This window comes from Pseudomonas sp., assembly GCF_049645325.1.
Taxonomy (GTDB): Bacteria; Pseudomonadota; Gammaproteobacteria; order Pseudomonadales; family Pseudomonadaceae; genus Aquipseudomonas.
This window is the reverse complement of sequence record NZ_JBARTQ010000651.1, coordinates 1-21,730: the sequence shown is the minus strand read 5'-3', so window position 1 is coordinate 21,730 and position 21,730 is coordinate 1. Positions and strand designations below refer to the sequence as shown.

Annotated in this window: 29 protein-coding genes; 4 read left to right on the top strand and 25 right to left on the bottom strand. The window is 58.3% G+C overall.

Features of this window, described 5'->3' with window-relative positions:
- Positions 1 to 48: 48 nt before the first annotated feature.
- The 25 genes from recX to WBB95_RS27860 form a co-directional block, all read right to left on the bottom strand.
- The gene (gene recX, locus WBB95_RS27980; protein ID WP_424490521.1) at positions 49 to 516 is read right to left on the bottom strand and encodes a recombination regulator RecX; all 468 of its coding nucleotides are present in this window, start codon (positions 514 to 516) and stop codon (positions 49 to 51) included.
- Between the two features lie 8 nt (positions 517 to 524).
- Positions 525 to 1,583 carry a recombinase RecA gene (gene recA, locus WBB95_RS27975; protein WP_003172169.1) on the bottom strand — a complete coding sequence of 353 codons (1,059 nt, stop codon included), beginning with the start codon at positions 1,581 to 1,583 and terminating at the stop codon, positions 525 to 527.
- 83 nt (positions 1,584 to 1,666) lie between these two features.
- Positions 1,667 to 2,167: a CinA family protein gene (locus WBB95_RS27970; RefSeq protein WP_424490520.1), complete on the bottom strand. Its 501-nt coding sequence runs from the start codon at positions 2,165 to 2,167 to the stop codon at positions 1,667 to 1,669.
- A gap of 111 nt (positions 2,168 to 2,278) precedes the next feature.
- Positions 2,279 to 2,830: a glycoside hydrolase family 19 protein gene (locus tag WBB95_RS27965; RefSeq protein WP_424490519.1), complete on the bottom strand. Its 552-nt coding sequence runs from the start codon at positions 2,828 to 2,830 to the stop codon at positions 2,279 to 2,281.
- Between the two features lie 111 nt (positions 2,831 to 2,941).
- Positions 2,942 to 3,952 (bottom strand): phage late control D family protein, encoded by a 1,011-nt coding sequence (locus WBB95_RS27960; protein ID WP_424490518.1) that lies wholly within the window; start codon positions 3,950 to 3,952, stop codon positions 2,942 to 2,944.
- 9 nt (positions 3,953 to 3,961) lie between these two features.
- Positions 3,962 to 4,174: a tail protein X gene (locus WBB95_RS27955; RefSeq protein WP_424490517.1), complete on the bottom strand. Its 213-nt coding sequence runs from the start codon at positions 4,172 to 4,174 to the stop codon at positions 3,962 to 3,964.
- Positions 4,167 to 4,550: a phage tail protein gene (locus WBB95_RS27950; protein ID WP_424490516.1), complete on the bottom strand. Its 384-nt coding sequence runs from the start codon at positions 4,548 to 4,550 to the stop codon at positions 4,167 to 4,169. The genes WBB95_RS27955 and WBB95_RS27950 overlap by 8 nt, the downstream gene beginning before the upstream one ends.
- The gene (locus tag WBB95_RS27945) at positions 4,550 to 6,385 is read right to left on the bottom strand and encodes a phage tail tape measure protein (RefSeq protein WP_424490515.1); all 1,836 of its coding nucleotides are present in this window, start codon (positions 6,383 to 6,385) and stop codon (positions 4,550 to 4,552) included. Before WBB95_RS27945 ends, WBB95_RS27950 begins: the two co-directional genes overlap by 1 nt.
- A gap of 5 nt (positions 6,386 to 6,390) precedes the next feature.
- Complete coding sequence (locus WBB95_RS27940; protein ID WP_283099438.1) at positions 6,391 to 6,516, bottom strand: hypothetical protein; 126 nt, start codon at positions 6,514 to 6,516, stop codon at positions 6,391 to 6,393.
- Positions 6,513 to 7,085, bottom strand: coding sequence for a phage tail assembly protein (locus tag WBB95_RS27935; RefSeq protein ID WP_424490514.1), 573 nt, complete (start codon positions 7,083 to 7,085; stop codon positions 6,513 to 6,515). Before WBB95_RS27935 ends, WBB95_RS27940 begins: the two co-directional genes overlap by 4 nt.
- 153 nt (positions 7,086 to 7,238) lie before the next feature.
- Positions 7,239 to 7,745, bottom strand: coding sequence for a phage major tail tube protein (locus tag WBB95_RS27930; RefSeq protein ID WP_424490513.1), 507 nt, complete (start codon positions 7,743 to 7,745; stop codon positions 7,239 to 7,241).
- Positions 7,745 to 8,911 (bottom strand): phage tail protein, encoded by a 1,167-nt coding sequence (locus WBB95_RS27925; RefSeq protein WP_424490512.1) that lies wholly within the window; start codon positions 8,909 to 8,911, stop codon positions 7,745 to 7,747. The genes WBB95_RS27930 and WBB95_RS27925 overlap by 1 nt, the downstream gene beginning before the upstream one ends.
- A 2-nt stretch (positions 8,912 to 8,913) precedes the next feature.
- Positions 8,914 to 9,087, bottom strand: coding sequence for a hypothetical protein (locus WBB95_RS27920; protein ID WP_424490511.1), 174 nt, complete (start codon positions 9,085 to 9,087; stop codon positions 8,914 to 8,916).
- Positions 9,088 to 9,170: 83 nt separating this feature from the next.
- Positions 9,171 to 9,407, bottom strand: a complete 237-nt coding sequence (locus WBB95_RS27915; RefSeq protein WP_424490510.1) for a tail fiber assembly protein — start codon at positions 9,405 to 9,407, stop codon at positions 9,171 to 9,173.
- Positions 9,408 to 9,418: 11 nt separating this feature from the next.
- On the bottom strand, positions 9,419 to 10,171 hold the full coding sequence (locus WBB95_RS27910) for a hypothetical protein (RefSeq protein ID WP_424490509.1): 753 nt from the start codon (positions 10,169 to 10,171) through the stop codon (positions 9,419 to 9,421).
- A gap of 79 nt (positions 10,172 to 10,250) precedes the next feature.
- Positions 10,251 to 10,787, bottom strand: coding sequence for a hypothetical protein (locus tag WBB95_RS27905; RefSeq protein ID WP_424490508.1), 537 nt, complete (start codon positions 10,785 to 10,787; stop codon positions 10,251 to 10,253).
- Positions 10,784 to 11,422 carry a phage tail protein I gene (locus WBB95_RS27900; RefSeq protein ID WP_424490507.1) on the bottom strand — a complete coding sequence of 213 codons (639 nt, stop codon included), beginning with the start codon at positions 11,420 to 11,422 and terminating at the stop codon, positions 10,784 to 10,786. Before WBB95_RS27900 ends, WBB95_RS27905 begins: the two co-directional genes overlap by 4 nt.
- Entirely contained in the window at positions 11,419 to 12,414 is a 996-nt protein-coding gene (locus tag WBB95_RS27895) for a baseplate J/gp47 family protein (protein ID WP_424490506.1), read from the bottom strand. The genes WBB95_RS27900 and WBB95_RS27895 overlap by 4 nt, the downstream gene beginning before the upstream one ends.
- Positions 12,411 to 12,743, bottom strand: a complete 333-nt coding sequence (locus WBB95_RS27890; protein ID WP_424490505.1) for a phage baseplate protein — start codon at positions 12,741 to 12,743, stop codon at positions 12,411 to 12,413. Before WBB95_RS27890 ends, WBB95_RS27895 begins: the two co-directional genes overlap by 4 nt.
- A gap of 9 nt (positions 12,744 to 12,752) precedes the next feature.
- The gene (locus WBB95_RS27885; RefSeq protein ID WP_424490504.1) at positions 12,753 to 13,364 is read right to left on the bottom strand and encodes a phage baseplate assembly protein V; all 612 of its coding nucleotides are present in this window, start codon (positions 13,362 to 13,364) and stop codon (positions 12,753 to 12,755) included.
- 3 nt (positions 13,365 to 13,367) lie between these two features.
- The gene (locus tag WBB95_RS27880; RefSeq protein ID WP_424490503.1) at positions 13,368 to 13,883 is read right to left on the bottom strand and encodes a hypothetical protein; all 516 of its coding nucleotides are present in this window, start codon (positions 13,881 to 13,883) and stop codon (positions 13,368 to 13,370) included.
- Positions 13,884 to 13,904: 21 nt separating this feature from the next.
- Entirely contained in the window at positions 13,905 to 14,249 is a 345-nt protein-coding gene (locus tag WBB95_RS27875) for a phage holin family protein (RefSeq protein ID WP_424490502.1), read from the bottom strand.
- Positions 14,250 to 14,845: 596 nt separating this feature from the next.
- Positions 14,846 to 15,580, bottom strand: a complete 735-nt coding sequence (locus WBB95_RS27870; protein ID WP_424490501.1) for a LexA family transcriptional regulator — start codon at positions 15,578 to 15,580, stop codon at positions 14,846 to 14,848.
- Positions 15,581 to 15,823: 243 nt separating this feature from the next.
- Positions 15,824 to 16,186 (bottom strand): hypothetical protein, encoded by a 363-nt coding sequence (locus WBB95_RS27865; protein WP_424490500.1) that lies wholly within the window; start codon positions 16,184 to 16,186, stop codon positions 15,824 to 15,826.
- Positions 16,187 to 16,227: 41 nt separating this feature from the next.
- Entirely contained in the window at positions 16,228 to 17,445 is a 1,218-nt protein-coding gene (locus tag WBB95_RS27860; RefSeq protein ID WP_424490499.1) for a DUF1444 family protein, read from the bottom strand.
- A gap of 358 nt (positions 17,446 to 17,803) precedes the next feature.
- On the opposite strand from WBB95_RS27860, the gene WBB95_RS27855 reads away from it, so the two are divergent.
- From WBB95_RS27855 to WBB95_RS27840, 4 genes are all read left to right on the top strand, one after another.
- Positions 17,804 to 18,535, top strand: a complete 732-nt coding sequence (locus tag WBB95_RS27855) for a hypothetical protein (RefSeq protein ID WP_424490498.1) — start codon at positions 17,804 to 17,806, stop codon at positions 18,533 to 18,535.
- A 197-nt stretch (positions 18,536 to 18,732) separates the two neighbouring features.
- Entirely contained in the window at positions 18,733 to 20,418 is a 1,686-nt protein-coding gene (locus WBB95_RS27850; RefSeq protein ID WP_424490497.1) for an AAA family ATPase, read from the top strand.
- Between the two features lie 738 nt (positions 20,419 to 21,156).
- The gene (locus WBB95_RS27845; protein WP_424490496.1) at positions 21,157 to 21,438 is read left to right on the top strand and encodes a DUF3077 domain-containing protein; all 282 of its coding nucleotides are present in this window, start codon (positions 21,157 to 21,159) and stop codon (positions 21,436 to 21,438) included.
- Between the two features lie 191 nt (positions 21,439 to 21,629).
- Positions 21,630 to 21,730: hypothetical protein (locus WBB95_RS27840; RefSeq protein WP_424490528.1), on the top strand; the 101-nt coding region annotated here is incomplete at its 3' end.

Here is a 21,730-nt window from a genome sequence, read left to right as displayed (position 1 = left end):
GGTTCACCACATAGCACGCTCGCTATTTCAGCCGCGTCGAGACACGACTCAGTCGTCCAGATCGCGACCGCTCAACAGACGGCTGATCATTTCCATCGAGAACCCGCGATAACTCAAGAAGCGACCTTGCTTCGCACGCTCCCGGGCATCAATCGGAAGATGACCAGCAAACTTGCGACGCCAGGTGTCTTCCAACTGCGACTGCCAACTGATACCGCATTCACGCAGGGCGAGGTCGATATCAGCACGTTGCAGGCCGCGCTGGCTCAGCTCTTCACGAATACGTGTAGGGCCATAGCCGGAACGGGCTCGGTAGGAGACAAAGCTTTCGAGGTAACGGGCTTCCGAAAGCAGCCCCTCTTCCGTTAACCGGTCGAGGGCTGTATCGATCATTTCGGGCTCTGCGCCGCGCTGACGCAGTTTTCGCGTCAGCTCGACTCGACCATGCTCGCGACGAGCGAGCAGGTCCATCGCAGTGCGCCGTACGGCGACGAGTGTATCGAGTACAACTGTCATCGTTTATTTCAGATGTCAGTATCGGCTTCTTCGACTTCTTCAACCGGCTCGCGGTTAGCAGTCGCTTTGACGTCCGGTGCTGGGGTCAGCAGCTTGTCGCGGATCTGCTTCTCAAGCGTGGCAGCGATATCCGGGTTGTCCGCGAGGAACTTGGCCGAGTTGGCCTTGCCCTGGCCGATCTTGCTGCCGTTGTAGGCATACCAGGCACCGGACTTCTCGACGAAACCGTGCAGCACGCCCAGGTCGATCATCTCGCCGTTCAGGTAGATACCCTTGCCGTAGAGAATCTGGAACTCAGCCTGACGGAATGGCGGGGCCACTTTGTTCTTCACGACTTTAACGCGGGTTTCGCTACCGACAACCTCGTCGCCTTCCTTCACCGCGCCAGTACGGCGGATGTCCAGACGGACCGAAGCGTAGAACTTCAGCGCGTTACCACCGGTGGTGGTTTCCGGGCTGCCGAACATCACGCCGATCTTCATGCGGATCTGGTTGATGAAGATCACCAGGCAGTTGGCGTTCTTGATGTTACCGGTGATTTTACGCAGCGCCTGGGACATCAGACGGGCTTGCAGGCCCACGTGCATGTCACCCATTTCGCCTTCGATTTCAGCCTTTGGTACCAGGGCTGCCACGGAGTCGACCACGATCACGTCGATGGCGTTGGAACGCACCAGCATGTCGGTGATTTCCAGGGCTTGCTCACCGGTGTCCGGCTGCGAAACCAGCAGGTCGTCAACGTTGACGCCCAGCTTGCCAGCGTATTCAGGGTCCAGGGCGTGCTCGGCGTCGACGAACGCACAGGTGGCGCCCATTTTTTGCGCCTGGGCAATCACCGACAAGGTCAGGGTGGTTTTACCGGAAGATTCAGGACCGTAGATTTCAACGATACGGCCTTTTGGCAGGCCGCCAATGCCGAGCGCGATGTCCAGACCCAGAGAGCCAGTGGAAATAGCCGGGATCGCCTGACGGTCGTGATCGCCCATACGCATTACGGCACCCTTGCCGAATTGACGTTCGATCTGACCCAGGGCCGCAGCCAAGGCTTTCTTCTTGTTGTCGTCCATTAAAGTCCTCACGTAATCAATAAGGCCTGACGGCCAACACCTGTATAAGTAGACAGTATTGTTCCACAAACATCCGGGATCGCCTACCCCTGATTTTCGATTTCTGCTGCAGCTCGTCGCAACAAGCCCTCTAACGCGGCCTTTACCGTTTGTCGGCGGACCTCGTCACGGTTGCCGGGGAAGTGCGCCAGCTCAGCCGTGACCTCTTCGCCCACACCAAAGGCCAGCCACACGGTACCTACCGGTTTGTCCGGGGAACCGCCGTCGGGCCCTGCGACACCGCTGACCGCCACGGCAAAGCGCGACAGGCTTTTTTCCTGCGCGCCGCGCACCATCGCCTCGACCACTTCCTGGCTGACGGCGCCGACCTTGGGGAATAACGCCTCTGGTACGCCCAACTGCCGGGTCTTTTGTCGATTGGAATATGTGACATACCCCGCCTCGAACCAGGCCGAACTGCCCGGAATCCGCGTGATGGCTTCAGCGATACCGCCGCCGGTGCAGGATTCGGCAGTGGTGACATGGGCGTTGAGCACTTGCAGACGGCGACCCAGTTCAGCAGCCAGTTGAGTGATTTCCTTCACGGTCGTCTCCAGGAATGGGCGGGGATTTGCCTACCCTACAGGAGCAAATCGCACGTGCAAGCGACAGGTTGAATCAAGATGCTAATGCCCGATAGCCTGCACCTGCCACGCTTAAATAGCGCACAACACCGCTTTGGCCCGTGCCCAGTATTGCAAGCGGTCTTCCAGCCCATTGAGCCCGCCATTGATACGCCGGGTGAGGGTGGTGAACTGGTCCTTGTCGGCCAATTCATTCAAGCCATTACTTTGCCAGAACCACGCGGCGGACTCACACGCCCATTGCGGCTGTTCCAGCAGCTCGGGTTGGCGCATCAGGCGATCATCACCGAACAACGCCTGGCTGCAGGCCAGGTAGTTGCGCCGCCCGGTGATCTGGATCAACCCCCTGCCCCGGTACTTCTGGCCGTCGCCATCCGCCTCGGGTGTATTGCCCAGGCGCGCGGCAAGCACGCCGGTGTCGTATTTGCTGAGGTATTGGTCGCTGCCCAGTTCGCGTACATAGCGCAGTTCGCCGGACTCGTGAGCGATTTGCGCAATGAACGCGGCGATACGTTTGGCGCTGGTGATCTGATAGCGCGCCATTGCAGCATTGAGAGCCGCCTGGAAAGCGCCTGCACGGGCACCTGCGTTGGGCATGATTGCCTGCAGTTGTGTCATTAACATGGAACAGGCTCCTTCAGATGATGTGGCGCCGGACCTGCGAGCTTCGCGAACCAACGGTGCGATAGCACGCGATCAGGGCAGATGAACACCTCTTGGGCATTATTAATCTGTTCAGGTCGACAACCCTCCCGCCGTGATCGAGCTGCGATACCCCGTCACCGGGTCGCCCACATGGACCACCTTCGTCATCGACCATTGCCCTCGCATATACGAGGGCCAGGTTTCATCCAGCCGCAGCAACCCTTCGGCCGCCAGCAACGGGTTGCCGGGGCAATCAATCTGCAACTGCAAGTCTTCGCGCCCCACACGGCGCAATTCAGCTTCGGCGACGCTGCGTGCTTCGGCTTCGTTCTGGCAAGGTTGGCGCAAGGTTTTGAACGGCGCATTCCCGACTTGCACCACATGCCTCTTGCCCCCGGCTGCATCCCACCAGGTGACGCGGCAGCCCTCATATTTGGCGCGTGTCTTTTCGTCGAGCTTCGCGGTAATGAAGGCGTACTCACCGGGACGATTGTCTTGGGTCACCGACAATTTCACTTCCGGCAGCTGCTTGAGGGAAATGGAATTGAGTTGCCCGGCTTCGGCCAGCACATACAGCTCCTGGAAGGGTTTGGTGACCGCGCTGTAGCGCCCGGCCAGCCGCGTGATAAACGCCATGTCGCTTTCGTTGGACTGGTCGATATGAGGGATCGAAATGCCTTCGAGCGCAGCCGCCACGCGCGGTGAAAAACCGTGGCGGCTGACCAATTGGCGAAACAACGCGCCCAAGGTAGTCGGTCCGTAACTGGCGGAGCGACGCTGGCGGTAACCGCTGGCGTCGACCATGCTGAAGGGCGCAGCGGTGGCCACAATCATCAAGCACATGGGAAACAGCACGGGGGTGCGCTGGGTGACGACAAACTCGCCCTTCTCCACCAACCCCGTCTCCCGATAACCGACGCGCAAACCAATCTTGCCATTGAAGCTTGGCAGGCCTTCGAGCCCCTCGATATTGAGGATCAACTCCAGCCGGTCACTCTCGATACCCGAGGCGTCGGTGTGGCTCCAGCGCATCAGGCGTTCATTGAGCAGCGCCGCATTGGCCCCGTAAAACTCTACAACCGGCGTAAATCCCTGTGCCATGCAACCTCCTTAATCCCATGCCAAAACAGGTTGCACGGCACTCGGCCGCGTTGCCATTTCCGGCACGATCACCCACACGCCCGCCGGGAGCACCGGGCCGTATTCGGCAAGCCCGGGGTTCGAGCGCCAGAGGGTCTCTTCGGCGGCGTCATCGCATCGGCCCAACTCGCGATAGAGCAGCAGGTTGACCGAATCACCGGCAATACTTCGTACCCTACGCATTGATAAATTCCTCCAATACCAGGGTCCAGGTCATGACCATGGCGGTGCCATCGTCGATCACGTTGCTCTGGTTTTCGACCACCGAATTGATCCGCCACAGGCCCCAGTTACGCCCAACGCCATCGACCAGAGGCAACGGCGCACGCGCATTTTGCAACGCACGCAAATCATCCAGGCGCGCCATGCCCACCGCGTACATGGCCGTACCGCCAAACGTGAGTTTTTCCAGTGTTTGCCCGCTCTGCCGGGACAAGGGCTTGCTGGCAACAATCGCCATGTCGCTCCAGCCACCGTCGGTGCTGCGGGTCAAGGTGGAATAGGCGAAGCCCTGGGACAGGCCAAAAATAAAGTCGCCCAGCACCATTTGTTGTCGCATCAATCACCTCCATGGTCGGCCAATGCCGCATTGCGCCGGATACCGAGGGCGTCAGTGACCATCGGCATGCATTGGAATTGCAGCGCCTGCATCACTTGGTTGACGACCTGCTGGGCATCGGCCGGGTTTACGCCGGTGATCTGGATACTCGGCGCCAGGGTGAGCTGAACGCTGTCGGTGCGCGCGCTGTTGAGCTCCTGGCTGACCGCCTCCGGCGCAGGCAGGCGATCGGTTGCGCCGAACAATTTGCCGCCGAGCCAACTGCCCGCCTCGCTGCCGAGCAAGCCACCAATGGCGCCGCCGACAGCGGTACCGACGCCGGGGAAAATCAGGGTGCCGATGGCAGCGCCCGCGGAAGCCCCCGCCCAGGCGCCACCGGCCGAACTCAAGCCGGCACCGACCGCTTTTGCATCGCCATTGCGCACGCCCTGAATCACATCCATGGCGGTGTCGACATACCTCAGCGGGCCAAGGCGGCGGACGGCGGACGATTCCAGCCGGGTCAGGGGGCTGGTCAGGCGCGACGTCGGGCCGTGTGGCAGGCTCGCAGTGGGCGCGGTTTGCAGCGCAGACGGTTGGGGTTGAAACGGCGTACGTGGTTTACCCGCAACATGGCTGGGCATCTCGGTCACGCCGCGTTCGAATGCCCCGATCAAGCCGAGACGGTTGCCTGCACCGCGGGCAGGTCCTTGACGACTACCGGAGGCAGCCGCCCCGGAAAAAGCACCTGGATGCGGCGCGCTTGCCTGGAAGCCGACGTGTGAGCCGGGCAATAGTGTCTTGCCCACTTTGTCGGACGCATCACGCAGCCAATGACCGAGCCTGCCTGATTTTTTATTCGAGCCATTACCCCGCGTTTTACCGGAAGTGGTTTGCCCACGCGTACGTTCCCCACGCGTACGGTCATAGTCCGGCGGCAAGATAATGCCGGGGCGCGCGGGGCTGCTCAGCGACTCGCCAGGGCAGCAGCCATCTTTGCCCTTGCCCTTTTCTTTGTCGTAACCACCGTCCTTGAACAACTTGCCAACCCCAGGCAGCTTGCCCAGCGTCACATCAATCAGGTTGCCCGTCACCCGGTCTTTGATCGTCTCGCCCAAGCCCGACAAGAGTTCGGAAACCATCGGCGAAACCACCGCGCCCGTTGTCTTGAGGGTCTCGGCGGCAGCGGGTGAATTGCTGGCCCATTCGTTGGTAGCGTCCAGCACATGAGTCTTGGCTTGCAGCCATGTGGCTTCCCCCAATACCGGCACGGGCTCAAGCGTCTTGGCAAGCCGCTCTTCGCTGTTTTTGGATGTTTCCCGCCGCTCCGTTATCGTTTTTTCCGAAGTGGCTTTCGCATCAAACGAAAGGCTGGTATTGGATCGCTGAAAGGCCGCCACCGGATCGAGACTCTGCACGTCCCGCAGCGTCAGGGCTTCACGGCTCAGGCGCAGATCTTGCGATGTGCTCGACGTCACTTCAGTGGATGTCTTCTGCTCGGTTCTGGATGACTGAATGTCCACCGTATTGAGCCGCGACAAGGGCGGTTGAATATCCAGCGCATTGAGCCGCGACAAGGGCAGTTGAATGCCCAACGCGCTGAGTCGCGACAAGGACGCTTCCAGCGCGTCCACGCCAGTGCGCAGCAACCCCAGGGACAACGAGAGGCCACTGAGTTCCAAGCCCGCGTTAGCGAGCGCCAGACTCATCGAAGGTAGCGGCGTGGCCTCTTCAAGGCGTTTGGGTGCCAAAGGGCCGGGGTTGACGATCTCGGCACCTGTGGCGCCGTTTGCGTGGCCAAAAATGCCCTGGCCATCCTTGGCCATGGCATAGGCGAGCGAATACGTGTCCTGCATCCCGCTTACTCCTGTTTGACGCCAAGGCGAGTGATCGCGATGTCGTAGCGGCGCATTGCTTTCCCGGCGTCCCAGTCGAGGATTTCCGCCTCATTGACCGAGTAAATCAGTGGCACCACATCGAGGATCACTTCGATGTCGCGCTCCGAAAGAAGTCCGCCGGTTGATTTAAAAAATCGTCGATGCGCTCCTGCAGGGCCGTCCAGTCGGGGACGGTCAGGCCGGCCAGGTCAGGAATCATCAGGCCAGTGCAGTGAGCCGTGATGAACTCGGCGCGCTCTTTATTGGTGGCGAGTTTTTTCATCGCCTTGGTGGCGCGCAGGGCTGGCATTTCCAGGCTCAGCGCGGTCAGGTTGCGGCCGGCGGCGTCGAGGGGCAGCAGCAGTTGCACGTGTTCATGCTGCGACGGCTCATCGCGTTCGCCGAGGAAGAACGCTGCAGGACGTGTCGACATCTCGTGTACGTATTGCGCGATGCTCACGTAGTCCGGGCGCTTGAGTTGGTCCAGCTCTTTTTCCGACAGGCCGGTGGCGAGTTTCGCCAGTTCAAAAAACTGGTCGTCCTCGTCATCACCGGCCCGGGCCAGCGCGTCTTTTTGCGCGGCGTAGTACAGCGGTTTGAGGTGAATCTGCTCGATCGTTGCGCCGGTGTCGGCGGTGATCGGAGACAGCAAACCATGCAGCGGTGGCATCCAGGCCATGGGGCAATTCCTTGGTAAACATTGTTGAGGTTAAGCGCAGTCAATGTGGGAGCCGGGCTTGCCCGCGATGCAGGCGACTCGGTATGTCTGGTGCACCGAGGTGCTGCCATCGCAGGCAAGCCAGCTCCCACATTGACCGTGCCCGCTTCGGCCTTAAGGCATCAGTACCGCGCGGCGGGCGTCGCCCAGAATGTCGACGCCGTTGAGCACGAACTTCTGGGTACGCACGTCGATGTCGATCACCGGAATGCCGTTTTCCAGACGGCTGTACGTGCGGCAGGAAAGGGTCAGTGTGGTCGTGGCCTTGTCGCCCATCTTCAACTTGGCCTCGGTCAGGGTTTTCAGCTTGCCGCCGACCGTGTGGTAGGTGAAATAGGTCTTGCCATCCTGGTCCTGGCCGGCTTCGCGCACATTGAGCAGGATGTCTTCACCCAACCGTACGCCCAGCGCCAGCATGATTTCCGGCCCGGCACCCTGCAGCATCAGGATCGCGTTGAGCACCTTGCCGCTCTTGGCCATTTCTTCGGCGATGAAGCGGCCGCCGGCCATGGGTTCCATCTCGAAATCAATCGTCGGCGGGGTGAACTCTTCCACAGTCGCCGACAACGGCAGGCCTTGAAGGGTGGCCGCAAGGGCCTGTCTTACACGGTTGGTAAACATTAGAGAACGTCCTCCAGGAACTGCTCGATGATTTCATCGCGGGCGTTGAGTTGATAAATCATGTGTTCGTTCGGCGCGTAACGGCCGTAGTCGATGACGATGTACCAGGTGCCGTTCTTGTACTTCTCGACACTGTTCAATTCCGGGTGCAGGTACACGCTGCCGCCGGGGATGGTTTCGTCGGCGACCAGGGTTTGCAGCCAGTCGTTGATGCGCTTGACCTCCTGGTCCATGAAGGACTTGGTGAGGTTCTTGGCCATGGCTTTCTGGCCGGCCTTGACCAGCTTGCGGCTGATCGCATCTTCCAGGCCGACGTAGCTGATGAACTTGCCGGTGATGGAGCGGTTACCCAGCAACGAAAAGCCACCAAGGATGGTGCGCGCGTAGTAGCTCACGCCATAGCGGTTGAGCAGGTCGCCTTCGGTGGAGGTGTCGAGGATGTTGTACTCGACCACGCGGGAAACGTCCTCGGCGAACGTCACCTGGTTGCCCGGGCTTTCCCACTGCTTGACCTTGGCCAAGGCCGCGATGGCCAGGGACGACGGCGACAGGAACACGTTTTTCTTCGCGGCCTTGGAGTACACCGACGGCATGTTGTGCACCAGCAGGCAACGGTCGAAACCGAGGTCGGCGCCGCCCAGTTCGCCGCTGTAGGTCACTTGGTCGGCCACCGAAGCGTCCTTGCCATCCAGCACCACACGGGCCTTGATGCGCTTGCCGAAGGAAGCGAACTCACCGGCCACAGCCTTGGTGCCGGTAAAGCCCGGCGCACCGATGATGGTCAGGTCTTCCGGCACGCTGCTCAAGGCTGCCAGGCCCAACTTGCGGCCGGTGACCGGCTCGTTGCCGCCGATCACATTGTTGAGCGTGTCGGCCGGGGTGATGCCCTCCTCCACGATCACCACATAGACCGGCACCTTGACCACTTTGAGGATCTGGTAGACGGCGTGGAACAGCGTGCCAGTCTCGGCGCCGGTGGGGTCCAGCAGCGCCTGGGTGGTGAAGCTGTTGATGCGAAACGGCGCGTTTTTAGGGATCGACGCATGGGCATTCGGCGCCGTGCCGACCAGGCCGATGACGTTGTCGCCAAGGCCACCCATGGCCTCGGGGGATTCAGTGGCATTCACGGTGATGCCGTTGTGCTCGAAGTTCAGAACCTCAGCCATGGTTAGTCAGCCTTCTTGGGGGTGGAGTTAAGGACGCTGGTCAGTTCCAGACGGCCGGCGGTGCGCAGGGCGGATGCTTCGACGTCCAGCAGTTGCAGTTCCTGGCCGGCAGTGGACCAATGGCCGGCGCCGGTGGGGAAAGGGATGAGGACGGTGTAGGTTTGGCGGTTGAACATGAGTGGAATGCTCCGGGTGAAAAACGCCAAAGCCCCTGCGGAGGGGCTTTGGGGAGGCGAAAAAAAACCGCTTTCGCGGTGGGTTATTTCAGGAAGGTTGGCTTGTTCGGCCAGACAACTGCGTCAGGATCAGCCCCCTGATCCGGGATATCACGCAACCCTTTACGGTAAGCGACGAACGCTGGGCGATCCGTGTCCGTCATCGGGTAATCAGGCATGGCCGCATAGTCGCTGGCGATCAGGTCGGCATCACGCGCCCCACGGATCAGCTTCCACTTAATCAACGGATGAAGTTCAGGTAGTACAAATTCAGGTTTCATCAATATTCTCCTTAACCCAAGCCCAACAGGGTTCCCCAGTCGGCGGGACGCGTGACAACACCGGTACAGGCACCGGCAAGCATGACCTCAACCACCCCGCTTGCAGAGCTGCGGACTGGGTGCGCATTCATGTAGTTGGCAAAGTAACTGTCTGGCGTGACTTGCGTAGAACACCAGCGCCACTTGCCCTTCACGGCCCCAGTGGCCCATGCATGGTCAATGGCGCCTTCGGTGACCCGAACAAATGCGCCCATCGTCATGTGTGCGTTTAAAGGCACAGCCGTACTTCCGCTCTGACGACCGTTATCGATAGCGCAGGGAAACGCCAACCAAGGCAAGGAACTGTTTTCGGACCATTTCATTTGCCAAACATTGATCGGGTTTCGCCAAAAACCCGCTGCGTTGATATCAAACTCAGGAAACTGTTCGCGTACATCTGTCTGTATCTGCCGCATGAACTCAACGTCCGCATCAGGACGCCCATAGGTGGCAGCCGACGATGTAATCGTGCGCACGTTGGTGGCGGTAACTTCGGTATGCACATACCAGTTATCAATCAATTTGCCGGTGGCGTCTGGCTCCATGCTGAAGTTTTTCGTGATTGCCAGACGGGGCAGACGGCTATTCAAACTCGATAGCTGTTCGTCATATTTAGCCCATGCGTCCGCTAATGCCTTATCAATTTCGCCAATCTTCCCGGTCACGACGTTCGCCAGCGCATTCGATGCGCTGACCACGGCCGCCAATTGCTGTTCAGTACTCAATGTGTGAACTCCTTGTAATGCATTGAACGGTTCCCTGAAGCTCTTCAGTCAAGTCAGGTGTGTATCTAATCAAAAGTCGCTAACCGGCCTTGGCTTCCAACGCCATGACCCGGAACAACACCGCGACGCCTCTGGACATGTTGTCGATGCTGGCAGCCGAGAGCGCAGCCAGTTCTTCCGTCAGCAAAACATTGAGGTTGTCAGACCCCACTACTACCGTCACGCTGTCCGCCGGCAACGGCGAAATATCCAACGTAAACTTCTGCAGCACCCGAGCCGCCGCCGCTTTATACGTCAGCAACTTCCCCGCCACGGAATACAGCGCCAGCAACGTCCCACTGGCGAGGTAAAAACCGAACTCGCCAATTTCATACTCAGCCTCGCCATCAAACAGCGCGGCCATCCTGAGTTGGCGTTCGCCCAAGTCCTCGTAATCCACGATGGCGACCCGTTGGCGCTCATCACGCAAGGCCACTTCTGTGCCGTCTGGGGTGTAGCGGCCAGTGCCGGCGCCGACGTGGGTGATTTCGCCTTTCAAACCCTGGTTCTTTGCCTGCAGCACTTCATCCAAACCCTTGGAGGTGAAGCGCACCAGGCGCGTAATGTCATCTGTCATGGCTGCGCCCTGAGGTCGTAGTCGTTAATGGTGTAGTGCCGGGCAACCCCGACACTGTTGAGTCGAGCACCGAATGCCAACTCCGGTAGCGCGCCATCCAGATACAGCTCACCGTCGCTTAACGGGGCATGAAGGGCTTGCGTGAGTGCAAGCAGGCCTTCGGTTTCGTGAACGACAGTAATCGTTGCCTGGTCCCGCTCGCTCTTGGCCGCATTGATACGGCGGATCAGCCGGTTATGGTCACCACTGGACCAACTGCGCCCAATGATGGCCTGCACGTCAAAGGTGTAAGGCAACCCCAACGGTCGCTGCTGATACCAGGCGCTGATGTTGGGGGTGAACCCCAATGACTCCACTGCATAGCTCAATGCCTTGGGCGTACCCGCCTGGCGCTGGATCTGCCAGGACAACGCCACCGTGAGGCGCTTTTCCGCTTCGCTGGCAACCGCATCCCACTCGCTGACACCACGGTCGGCAGCCAGGTAAGGAAGAAACTCGGTAGGGGTTTGCAGCGGATTCATCAACGCAGGAAACGGCGGCATGACCCGATCAAGCAATTGCCCAAAGCCCAGGTCCAAGGCCCTCTCCAGCGGTGAACTGTTGGCCGGCAACAAACTCGCTTTAGGCTCACTCATAGCGTGCGCACCTCCACGTCGACGCCTGTGCAATACGGGGCCTGGAACGCGGTGCTGATAATCGGCTCCAGCGGCTCAAGAATTTGCAGTTGCGCAGCACCGGCACTGTGAATGGCATAGTCGATCCAGCTCGGGTCCACGCGCCCCTCAAGCCGATGGCAAGACTCGGCGTAGTCTTGCAGCAGTTTCTGCGCGGCGACTTGCGTCAGGCCGGAATCCGGCCCGGCATTGATCTTCGCGACTACGCGAATTTTGTAGGGCTTGATCTGTGCGCCCTGGACGCTGACCAGATCAGTCTCCGGTCGTACGTCCGGCCGTGCGAAATGTCGGCGAACACCGTCAAGCAAATCGGCGGACGGCGTGCCATCACCCTCACGGGAAAGCACGGTGACCATCACTTCGCCGGGCGCAGTGCGGCGGCCGTTGCCGTCTTTGACCTGCGCCGCATAGCCGTCCGGGTCAAAGGTATAGCTGACCGTCACCACGCCCGGCGTTGCGCTCTGCACCTTCACCGACGGCCGCTCGCCGAGGGTAAACACCTCACGCCGATACTGCATTCGCGAGCCCGCCGCCGGGGCATGTGGCGCCAGGTAATAACGCAGGCGAGCGTCGTCGTCGCTTTCCAGCGTCGGCGGCACGGGCGGGAAAGCCGCCGGGTCGCCGGGGTCGAGCACCTGGCGTTCCAGGCCCATGTCGGCCAGGCGTGCATCCAGGTTGCTGCCCGTGGCCCACCACGCCAGCATCTGTTTGATGCGGGCGTTGTACTTGCGCTCGTGGGTTTGCAAACGCACGCAAAATGCTTCCAGGGCCAGGGTCAGCAGTTCACTTTCGTTGTCGAGGCTGACCTTGAGTTTGGCCGCGTTTTGCGGCGCTCGTGTAGCCACGTAGTCAACGACAAACGCCTTGAACTCGGCCAGCAACGGCTCGAACTCATCCACCGCGATGATGGCCGGTTCCGCCAGTTGGTTCTGGCCGGGGATCAGCATGCTCATGTCACGACCTCGAAGGTTTGTTGGCGGTTTTTCCAGGTGCCGGCAAAACGCAGCAACAAGCCGGCGCCTTGGCGGGTGGCAACGATGACCTGGGGCTGGAAGTCGCTGATGCCGTTCTGAGCGTTGTAGAACGCTTGAGCAGCGTGGCTTTGGGCAAGGATCAGTACGTCGTCGCCGAGGTTCTGGCCAAGCAATTGAGGGATGAGTGAGCCGTACAACGGGCGTTTCTGGCGAGTGCCCACGGGGGTGGTCAGCGCTCGGGTGGCGCGCTGCACAAATTGCAGCCAGTCATCGACGGCTGCCCCGGTATTTCGATCGATGCCGATCATGGGATGTCCTTATCGGGGGCTGATGACGCGTCCTTGGTGGTCCACCACCGGGCCGCTGAAGTGCGCGCCGCCAGCATCCAGCAACAGGCCGGTGCCGCCGATTTGCAGGGTGATGCTCTGGGGGCTGATCGTCAGGCTGGCGGCGCCGAGCTTGATGTCGACCTGTTCGCGGGAGCCGCTGAGCGTGGTGGGCCCATTGACCCAGTTGAAGGTGTGGCTGGCGTCGTCGTAGTCGCTTTGGGTGCCGTCCTGATGGCGCCGCCGGGTCAAGGTGGCAACGCTGGAAACTGGCGGAAACTGACTGCTGTTGAGGCCGAACAAGGCGACAGACTGCCCGCCCCCTTCCCCGCCGCCGTAATTGAGCAACAGGCATTGTTCGCCCACAGACGGAATGCGCGTTTCGGTCTGCGCACCGGCGCTGGGGTTGAAAAAGCGGATGGCCGGTGTGAGCAGCTCGCCGTGGCTGACCTTGCAGGTATTGCTGGCGGCGTCGACCGCCTGGCAAGTGCCGATCCGACAGAAACTTTCAGCGCGCCGGTAAAGGTCTTCGAGCTGGGCTTCCATTTCCGCCAGGCGCTCGACAATCGGCCCCAGTTGCATACGTAACAGCGCATCGAACATGGACTACTCCTGCAGTGGCCGGTATTGGTCGGGGTCGTTGATGTTCGAGACCTCCCAGGTGCAGGCAAACAGCGGCGTACCTGTAGGATCTTCGAGCAGTGGCGGGCCGAGATAGAGGTTTTGGATGAAGGAAACGGTCCATGTGTCGTAGTCCGTTTCGGCACTGGTTTGAATCAATGGCGCCGCGACGATGGCGGTGGGCAAGTCACACTGCTCAGCCGGCAGCCCCCAACGGTTATCCAAGGCCAGGTCCATCAATTGGCTGGCCAGGTCGCAGGCATCAAAAGGTGCGGAGCCGCTGGCGACCACGGCCTTGAGTGAAACCGACAACGCGTGAGCCTTTCGGCCTTCAAGGGAGCGAATGCCGGGGCCGTTGCGTTCAACGGTAATCAGCACGCCGGTTTTATCCCCGGCGTTCTGAAAATCCTGGTGATTGCCCACACGCAATTGCGGGAAGGCAATCTTCAGTGCCTGCGCAATGGCCACGGGAAGCTGGGAAGGTTTTTCGATACGTGTCATGGGGTTGCATCCTTGCAGCGATTACTGCTGATCCGGGCGGGATGGCGGCGCCTCATTCACGCCAATGCGCTTGGCCGCCCAACGTTCATAAAGGCCAATGGCAACGTCCGCGCCGGCCATGGCGGTCAAGCAACCAATGGCGCCGGCCGTCCAGATCGACATGCCGGCGGCGTAACACAGCATCAACGCCGACACCCCGCACACCATGCACGCCCCGGACCGCAAGGCCAGGCGCCGAACCAGCGACCAACCACGGGCGCCCTCCTTGTCGGCGCGCCACATCTCGCCGGACACCCCGCCGATCAGGGCCAGTAGGATCACCAGCCAGATAGGCATTTCCGCTAACACTTGCTGCTCGTTTGTCATGTCACGCCTCCTGGCTGAGCCTTGCCGGCGAAAGGCCGGTGTATTGGGTAAATCCATTGATAGGTAGGCATTCCAAAAAGCCCGGTCGCCCAGGCTTTTCAGTAATGATTTCCTCAAACCTTCGGCGCTACTGGCGCGGTACGGTTCTATCCTCGATGTTTTTCCGACCACGATCCCTGTCTGCCGGATAACTGCTTCTGGTGCTTTACGCTGCACACCCGGGTCAGTTGCCAACCCTCTGAACCATTAAGGCCGGTTCATCGCTGCCTGTTCTTGTAAAGCCGTGAAACTAAAGAGCGTCGGCATCCTTGCCGGTATTGCCTGGCATCCCTGCCATCGCTTCGATGGCGTCCTTGCCGATGTTGCGTGCCTTCCTTGTCTTCCTTGGCAGCATCCTTGCCGCCTCCACCAGGCCTTGTTGGCTGGCTTGAGATGGAGAATATGCATGTATGCATATACAGTCAATGCACAAATGCATTTATTTTAAACATAAAAATGCACAGGTGCATTTTCGGCCTTATGGGCAAAGGGTTTGGGGATTTTCTACAGGCGAAAAAAAGCCCGCACATCGGCGGGCTTTGTCTTACGCAAGGAGGTTAACGGGCGTACATGCCCCACCAGAACACATGACCGAGGATGCTGATCTGCTCATCCTGGATCTCCTGGAAGCTGTAGTCCTCATCCGGGTGCTCATCACGGTTGAAACTGCGTAGGCGAATCCCGGAAGGCAGGCGGTAGAGCTGTTTCACGCGCAGCTGGCCATTGTGATTGATGGCATACAAGTCGCCGTCAACGATGTCGCCAATGCCACTCTTGCCCGCATTCACCCCCACCGTTGCGCCATCGCGCAGCACCGGCAACATACTGTTGCCGCGCACCGTCACACACTTGGCCTGGTCGAACTGCACACCGTTGTGGCGAAGGCTGCGCTTGCCGAACCGCAGGCTGGCCTTCTCGCTTTCCTCGATGACGAATCTTCCTGATCCAGCAGCCAATTCAACCTCGCGCAGAAAGGGGATCGACACCTCGTCATCATTAACGGGCGTGTCGTCGTCCCACAGGCTTATGTCCTTGAGTTCCGAGTGCATCGGGTCGCGCGCGTCATCGCGCGCCACGCCCACCGCCGCGCGCCCGCGCAGCTGGTCGGTGCTCACGCGGAAGTACTCGGCGATGCGGGAAATGTGCTTGTCCGACGGATCAACGATCTTGCCGCTGAGGATCCGGGAGAGCGTGGATTGAGGCACGCCGGTGCGCCGGTGAAGCTCCGTGGGGGAGATCCGGTCGCGGTCCAGCAGTTCTCTTAAGACGATAGATACGTTGCGTTTTTGCATAACGGGGATGATGGCGGGAGATTTGGGGGTTGGCAAATGCTAATTTGCATAAATTATGCATTAGCAGAAGGTTTTTGTGGCTCCTAGGCATTTGTCATTTTCAACATCTGACAGACTGCTTTCGGCCAGAAGCGGTCATCTAGATTGAGCGCTATCCGGAAGACGTTAAACCTGCTCAACAATGCGGCACCGTCAGTGACACCAAGAATCTGATCGATTGCATTCGCTGGATAATTGGGAGTGTCATCGCCAAAACTTCCACCAAGGACGAACTCGTTTCTCATCCATCGTTGTGCTTGTCTGCCTGTAAACAGCAGTTGCGATCGTATGAGTCTGCGCCGCCATCTCATCTAACCAATCTTGAGGCCCGATCCAATGATCGTGAACTGCCTCCAGAAACTCTCGATCCAAAGGCAGCCCGGAGGCATCGCCAACGACCGTACTGAAAGCCTCGCATTTTGAACACCATACCGTGGTCTCAGTAAATCGTCTCACATCAGAAGCAGGAAATACCGCATAGCAACCAAAGCAAGCGCAATCGTTGCTGATGAGAATTTCGGTCTGATTGCGGTTCGCATGATCATGCGCGCTGTAAGTGTCGGGCATTCATGCCTCCATCGCAGTGCGCCAGATTAGTTGAGCTGCGATCACAAGGCAGTCAGGCGATTAAGCTGCTCTGCCGAAGGAAATCCTAGTGTCCGATAGCGAGGTGGATAGCCAGCTTCTGTAGTCAGCAGATCGCCAAGCTCGGATCCAAACTCGCTCCATAGAACGGTTTTGACTGTAGGTTCCCCACCCTCAACGGGTTCAACCAACACGATGCGATCACTCTTGGGCAATAGGGTCGGCACACCTTTTGTCCAAGCGCTCATCGATACGGTTTTGCCGTTCTGGTCAGACAGCTCGTAGAGAAGGTACGAGGCAACAAACACATCGACGCTCGTTTCCAGATTGACCTTATCGAGCAACGCTTTCTGATTACTGTAGCTACCCTGGAGCAGCAAATGTTCCAGCGTGGCCAGACGGTTATTGACCGTTTCATCATCAGTGTGAAATGGGACGATATCGCGCCCGTCATATGTATAAATGTCGGTGGAGACTGCCCTGCCCCTCTCAAGCGCTTTGAAGCCAAGCTCGACCATCTGACGAATGCCTTGCTCGTCCTTGTCGCCCGTGACCATCAAGACGTCACGACTGGGGATCATGAACACCGGTCGACCTTTAACGGGTGCGCGCTGTAGAACATCTGGCAACAAGACTCTGCTGCTGTCGTATCCGTCCGCCCACTCCGCGGCGTAAAGCCCAGGGATAATTTCACCAAACGCCTTGTGAGTAGTATCGCGCAAGTTCTCAATGGAGATCGCCACTGCCTCATTCATTGTGACACCCCACTGCGCTTCAGGGCCGCTGGTAAGGGTGGCGGTAGACTCGGGAGAGTCGACGGCAAGCATAATCACACAGTCGCGGCCCAAGGACTGATAAACGACCTCGTGCGGCTTGTCGCCACCATTTCTGGCGTGCTCCAGTCGAACTTCCTCAAGCATGGCAAGATTTCGAATCACCGGACGTAATTGCGCTTTCACGTTTTCAAAGACTGTCCCGGTTCTCTGGCCAGGCACCAACAGAGTCGATACGTAACCATTCAGAATTGCGACCTTCTGGGTCTTGTCTCCATTTTGATAGTCGTGAAAGGCGTTATGAAGATTGAAGTACGAGCCATTGTTATGACGGATGCGAAACTCGCTAGCCTGAAAGTCCATGGCCTCGCTGTAGCCAGCCTTGCGGGCTGACTCGATAAATTTTTTGGCAAATCCTTCCTGAGTCAGAGGACGACTGAAGATTTTGTCGAGCAGGGATTGGAGCATGCACAGGATCCTTCGTGTCAGCAGGCATTTGTAAACAGAGTGGGTTGGGCGCGGCTAAACTTGTTCATAGCTTGAGCGGCTCCTTTCTATATCGACGGGTCTCAGGTGAAATATAGGGTCGCACACCTAGAGCTAGGTTCATGAATTCTAACCCCAGACGGGGGGGCATTTTGTTGTAAATGCCCGCCTTTGACGACAGGCAGACATCGGCCAGTAGCTGCCTTTGAGGGGCTGCTGCTACTGACTCGGTGCCAGACAAGTTGTCTCCTTTCTAACTACCATCTAGACATGCCGATGGCAAATTGCCATTCTGGGATATTGAACGATATGCGTAGTGCTACGCCATGAAGGAGGCAGGGTGACGATCATTCAGGAAATTCACGCATGGTCTAAGGGGCTGCCTGCTTGGCAGCAAGATGCGATTGCTCGGCTCTATCAAGATCGTACGCTTAGTGTGGTTGACCTGGATGATCTTTACGCGTTGGCTAAGGCCGAAGTGGGGATCGCTGATCCAGACGACCGGAAGGCGATGGTGCTAGAGGATGCTCAGGTAGCTCCGCCGGCCGATCCAACCCGAGTTGTTCAGCTAGCAGCGATTAAGGATCTCCAGAATGTTAACGCCCTAGCGAACGGTGGCAGCGTTCCGATTGCAGTGGCAGGTCTGACGGTTATTTACGGAGAGAATGGCGCTGGGAAGTCGGGATACTCCAGAGTATTCAAGCATGCGTGCCGTGCGAGAGATCGGCGTGAGCCCATACTGCCCAACGCAAACCTGGATCCCAAGATTGCCGGCGTTGCCCAAGCGGTGTTCGAGGTTGTAATCGACGGCACGGCCACTGACCTTGCTTGGCAGTATGGAATAGCGGCGCCTGAACCGCTTTCGGACATATCCATCTTCGATACCCATTGCGCACGTGCTTACATCGATAACCATGGCGATTTCGCTTACGCGCCATACGGACTGGATATCTTGGAGGGGTTAGTAGGTGCGTGTAACAAGCTCAAATTGCGTGCCACGCAAGAAAAGACAGCGACTGCTCCTAGTGACGCAGCTTACGCCCCGTACTCGCGAAAGAGCAGACCGCAGTAGCCACTACGCTGCTGGGTATCCCCACCAAAACCAATTCTAAGCATATCGAGGCTTTAGCGACGCTCAGCCAGGCAGAGCAGGATCGGCTGCTCTTACTGACACAAACCCTAGCTGAAGCTGATCCGAAGCAAAAAGCCCAAACGCTGCGCCAGAAGGCGACGCGCTTCTCAGGGTTGAAGGATCGATTCGCAGCTGCAATGACGTTGATCAACGATGAAAAGCTCAATCAGCTTGGAGAGCTTATTAAGAAGTCGAAAGCGGCCAAAGCCGCAGCGGAGCTGGCTGCTACGGAATTCAAGCAGACGCCGGGTCAGCTTGTTGGAACAGGTGGCGATGAGTGGAAGGCCCTGTTTGAGGCGGCTCGAATTTTCGCCGGGGTTAGCCATCCAGATCATGAGTTCCCGGCGATTTCAGAAGACGCCACATGTCCCCTTTGCCAGAACCGACTTGGGGAAGAGGGCGCCTCGCGACTAGTTAAGTTTGATGCCTTCATTAAGCATGCTGCCGAAAAGACTGCGAAAGACGCCCGTGAAACTGCCGCCACTGCCTACAGGGCAATTCAGAACGCCGCCTTGGATGTAATGTTCCGCGATGCCTTGGTTGAGGAGCTTATGGAAATTAATCCAGAGCTCGCAGCGGCATGTTCATCAATGCAGGAGTGTCTGCACTCCCGTCAGAAACTAATACTGCAAGCCGCTGCGGCTGAGATCCAATGGGAGGATGTCCTGAAGTTGCAGGCCGATCCGCAACCGGGCTTAAAGCACATTATTGTAGGCCTACAGGGCCAAGCCGCTGCGCTAGAGGCAACGGCCGATGAGAAAGTCCGGGCTGAAATGGCGACGGAGAAGCGAGAGCTTGATGCACGAGTAAGGTTGGGCGAGGTAAAGGACGCTGTGCTGGAGGCAATCGCTAAGCATGAGGTATGTAGCAAACTTCAGGCATGCATTGAGGGTTTAGACGCACGCGCTATTTCCAGAAAATCCACCGACCTTTCGCGTACTACGGCCAGCCAAGAACTTGCGGACGCTCTGAACGAAGAGCTCAAGCGTCTTAAGGTGCATCAGCTTCAAGTCGTGATGAAGCCTGAGTCTCCTGGAGGCAAGACCCAGTTCAAGCTAATTTTGCAACTACCTGGAGGGCGCGCCCCGGCAGCCATTCTTAGCGAGGGAGAGCAGCGCGCTATTGCCATTGCCTCTTTCCTCGCGGAGATCAGGCTTGGTAAGGGCCGTGGTGGAATTGTGCTGGATGACCCGGTTTCATCGTTAGATCACCGTCGTCGTTGGGAGGTGGCGGAGCGTTTAGCGATTGAGTCGCTGACTCGACAAGTAATCGTCTTCACCCATGACATCTACTTCCTCTGCATTCTGGAGCAGAAGGTTGAGGAGTTTGGGGCTGCTCTGACTAAGAACTACATTCGTCGAACCGCGCAAGGCTATGGAGTGCACTCGCAGGACCTGCCATTCGACGTGGTGGGTACAAAGGACCGCCTGGCCAGATTGCGCCAAGCGCTGGTTGAGGTTCGTAGAGCACAGAAGGATGGGGACGAAGACGAGCATCGTCGCCTGACCGCTGCATGCTATGGTCGACTGCGCCTCGCTTGGGAGCGGTGTATCGAAGAAGTTCTGTTGAACGGAGCGGTCCAGCGGTTCGGCGAGGGTGTATCGACACAGCGTCTCAAGTCTGTTGTTGTGACCGATGAAGATTACCGAGAGATCGATATCGGCATGAGCAAGTGCTCCAAGTTCGAGCATGACGCGGCAACGGCCGTCGGAAGACTCCCGACGCCAGAACCTGATGAACTAGAACAGGACGTCGAGAGATTGGCGACATGGAGAGCTGCTTTGGAAAAACGCTTGAGAGATATATCCAAAGCGAGGAGCTGAACTGAAACCTCTTCGAGCGACCGTCGGCAAATGACAGCTTTTGGCCGAAAGCGCTAGTCCGCGAGCGACTGCTATCGGCCGAGGCTGTGTAAAAACGTTTTTGAGCGCGCCAGGTGCTCAAAACCGGACTGAAAATCGCGTTTCTACGCGAAATCCACATCTGCAGACGTGCCGATAAATTTCAGATTTAACGTAGACGCGCACACTTCAATTTTGGCGAAGCGTTTTTACACACTCTGGGCCGAAAGCAGCCATCGCTTTTTAACCGCTGACCCTAAATGATCATCATCGAGCCCGCTGCCTGAGTCGGTTGGAGCACTGCCCATGCGACGGGCGCCTGCTTCACAGTTCGTTGGCCTGATCCTGAATCGTCATCAGACGGTAAATAGGGATGCATTTGTTCTCAACGAAATTAATTCCCATCTTTTTTTCAACAGCAACGTAGTCCCACATTTCCTTTCTTGCACCCACCCCACCATCACGCTAACCTCCCCCCGTCGCTGCAAATTCAGCGATCGGGCCTGAGAACCCGGCAAGATGCAGGCGCACCAAGCGCCCCCGAAACCCGATTTGCAGGCGTTTTTTTTCGCCCACCATTTCGTGCAATGGCGGCTGTGCGTGGGAGACCTTCGGGTCTGCCGGGTTCCTGTATCTCCGGTTTCTCAGCCTGCGCGCAGCTGCCACCCATTCGCCTGAGAACGAACGTGGTAGCTCTCACTTGATACGGGAGTTTTACCAATGACCGCTACAAATCCGTCTGCGTTAACCACCCTCGGCGTCACCCCCTTCTCCTTCCACTCCGACCAACCTCTGTTCCGCGTCAACAGTGGCGTCTCCCTGCACGAAGCCTTGCACCACGCCTCCGACCTGCTCCACGTCGCCAAGCAACTCGCAGAAGAGGCGGCGATGACCAAGGAAACCGACCGTTACGCCTGGGCCTCGCATTACTTGCAGGAGATGGTGAAGGCAGTGATTGATGATGTGGTGAAGGTGTTGGATTCGCCGGCCAACCGTCTGTAAGGGTTGAGCGTCAAAAGGGCGGTGCCTTTATTTTCATTTAAATAAAGGCACCGCCCTTTTTTGCGTTTTGCCTATCCGTTTGTGACCTGCGAACCTCTGACCTCGCGTGTTAACCTTGCGCCCATCGCAATAAATGCTGGGCCAAGCGTGCCCTTTGCCCCATCACTTTCAACGAATTTGCCTACGACCCAATGAGTAAAAACACCTCAGATCTGTCCTCCCACACCCCGATGATGCAGCAGTACTGGCGCCTGAAAAACCAGCACCCTGATCAGTTGATGTTCTATCGCAT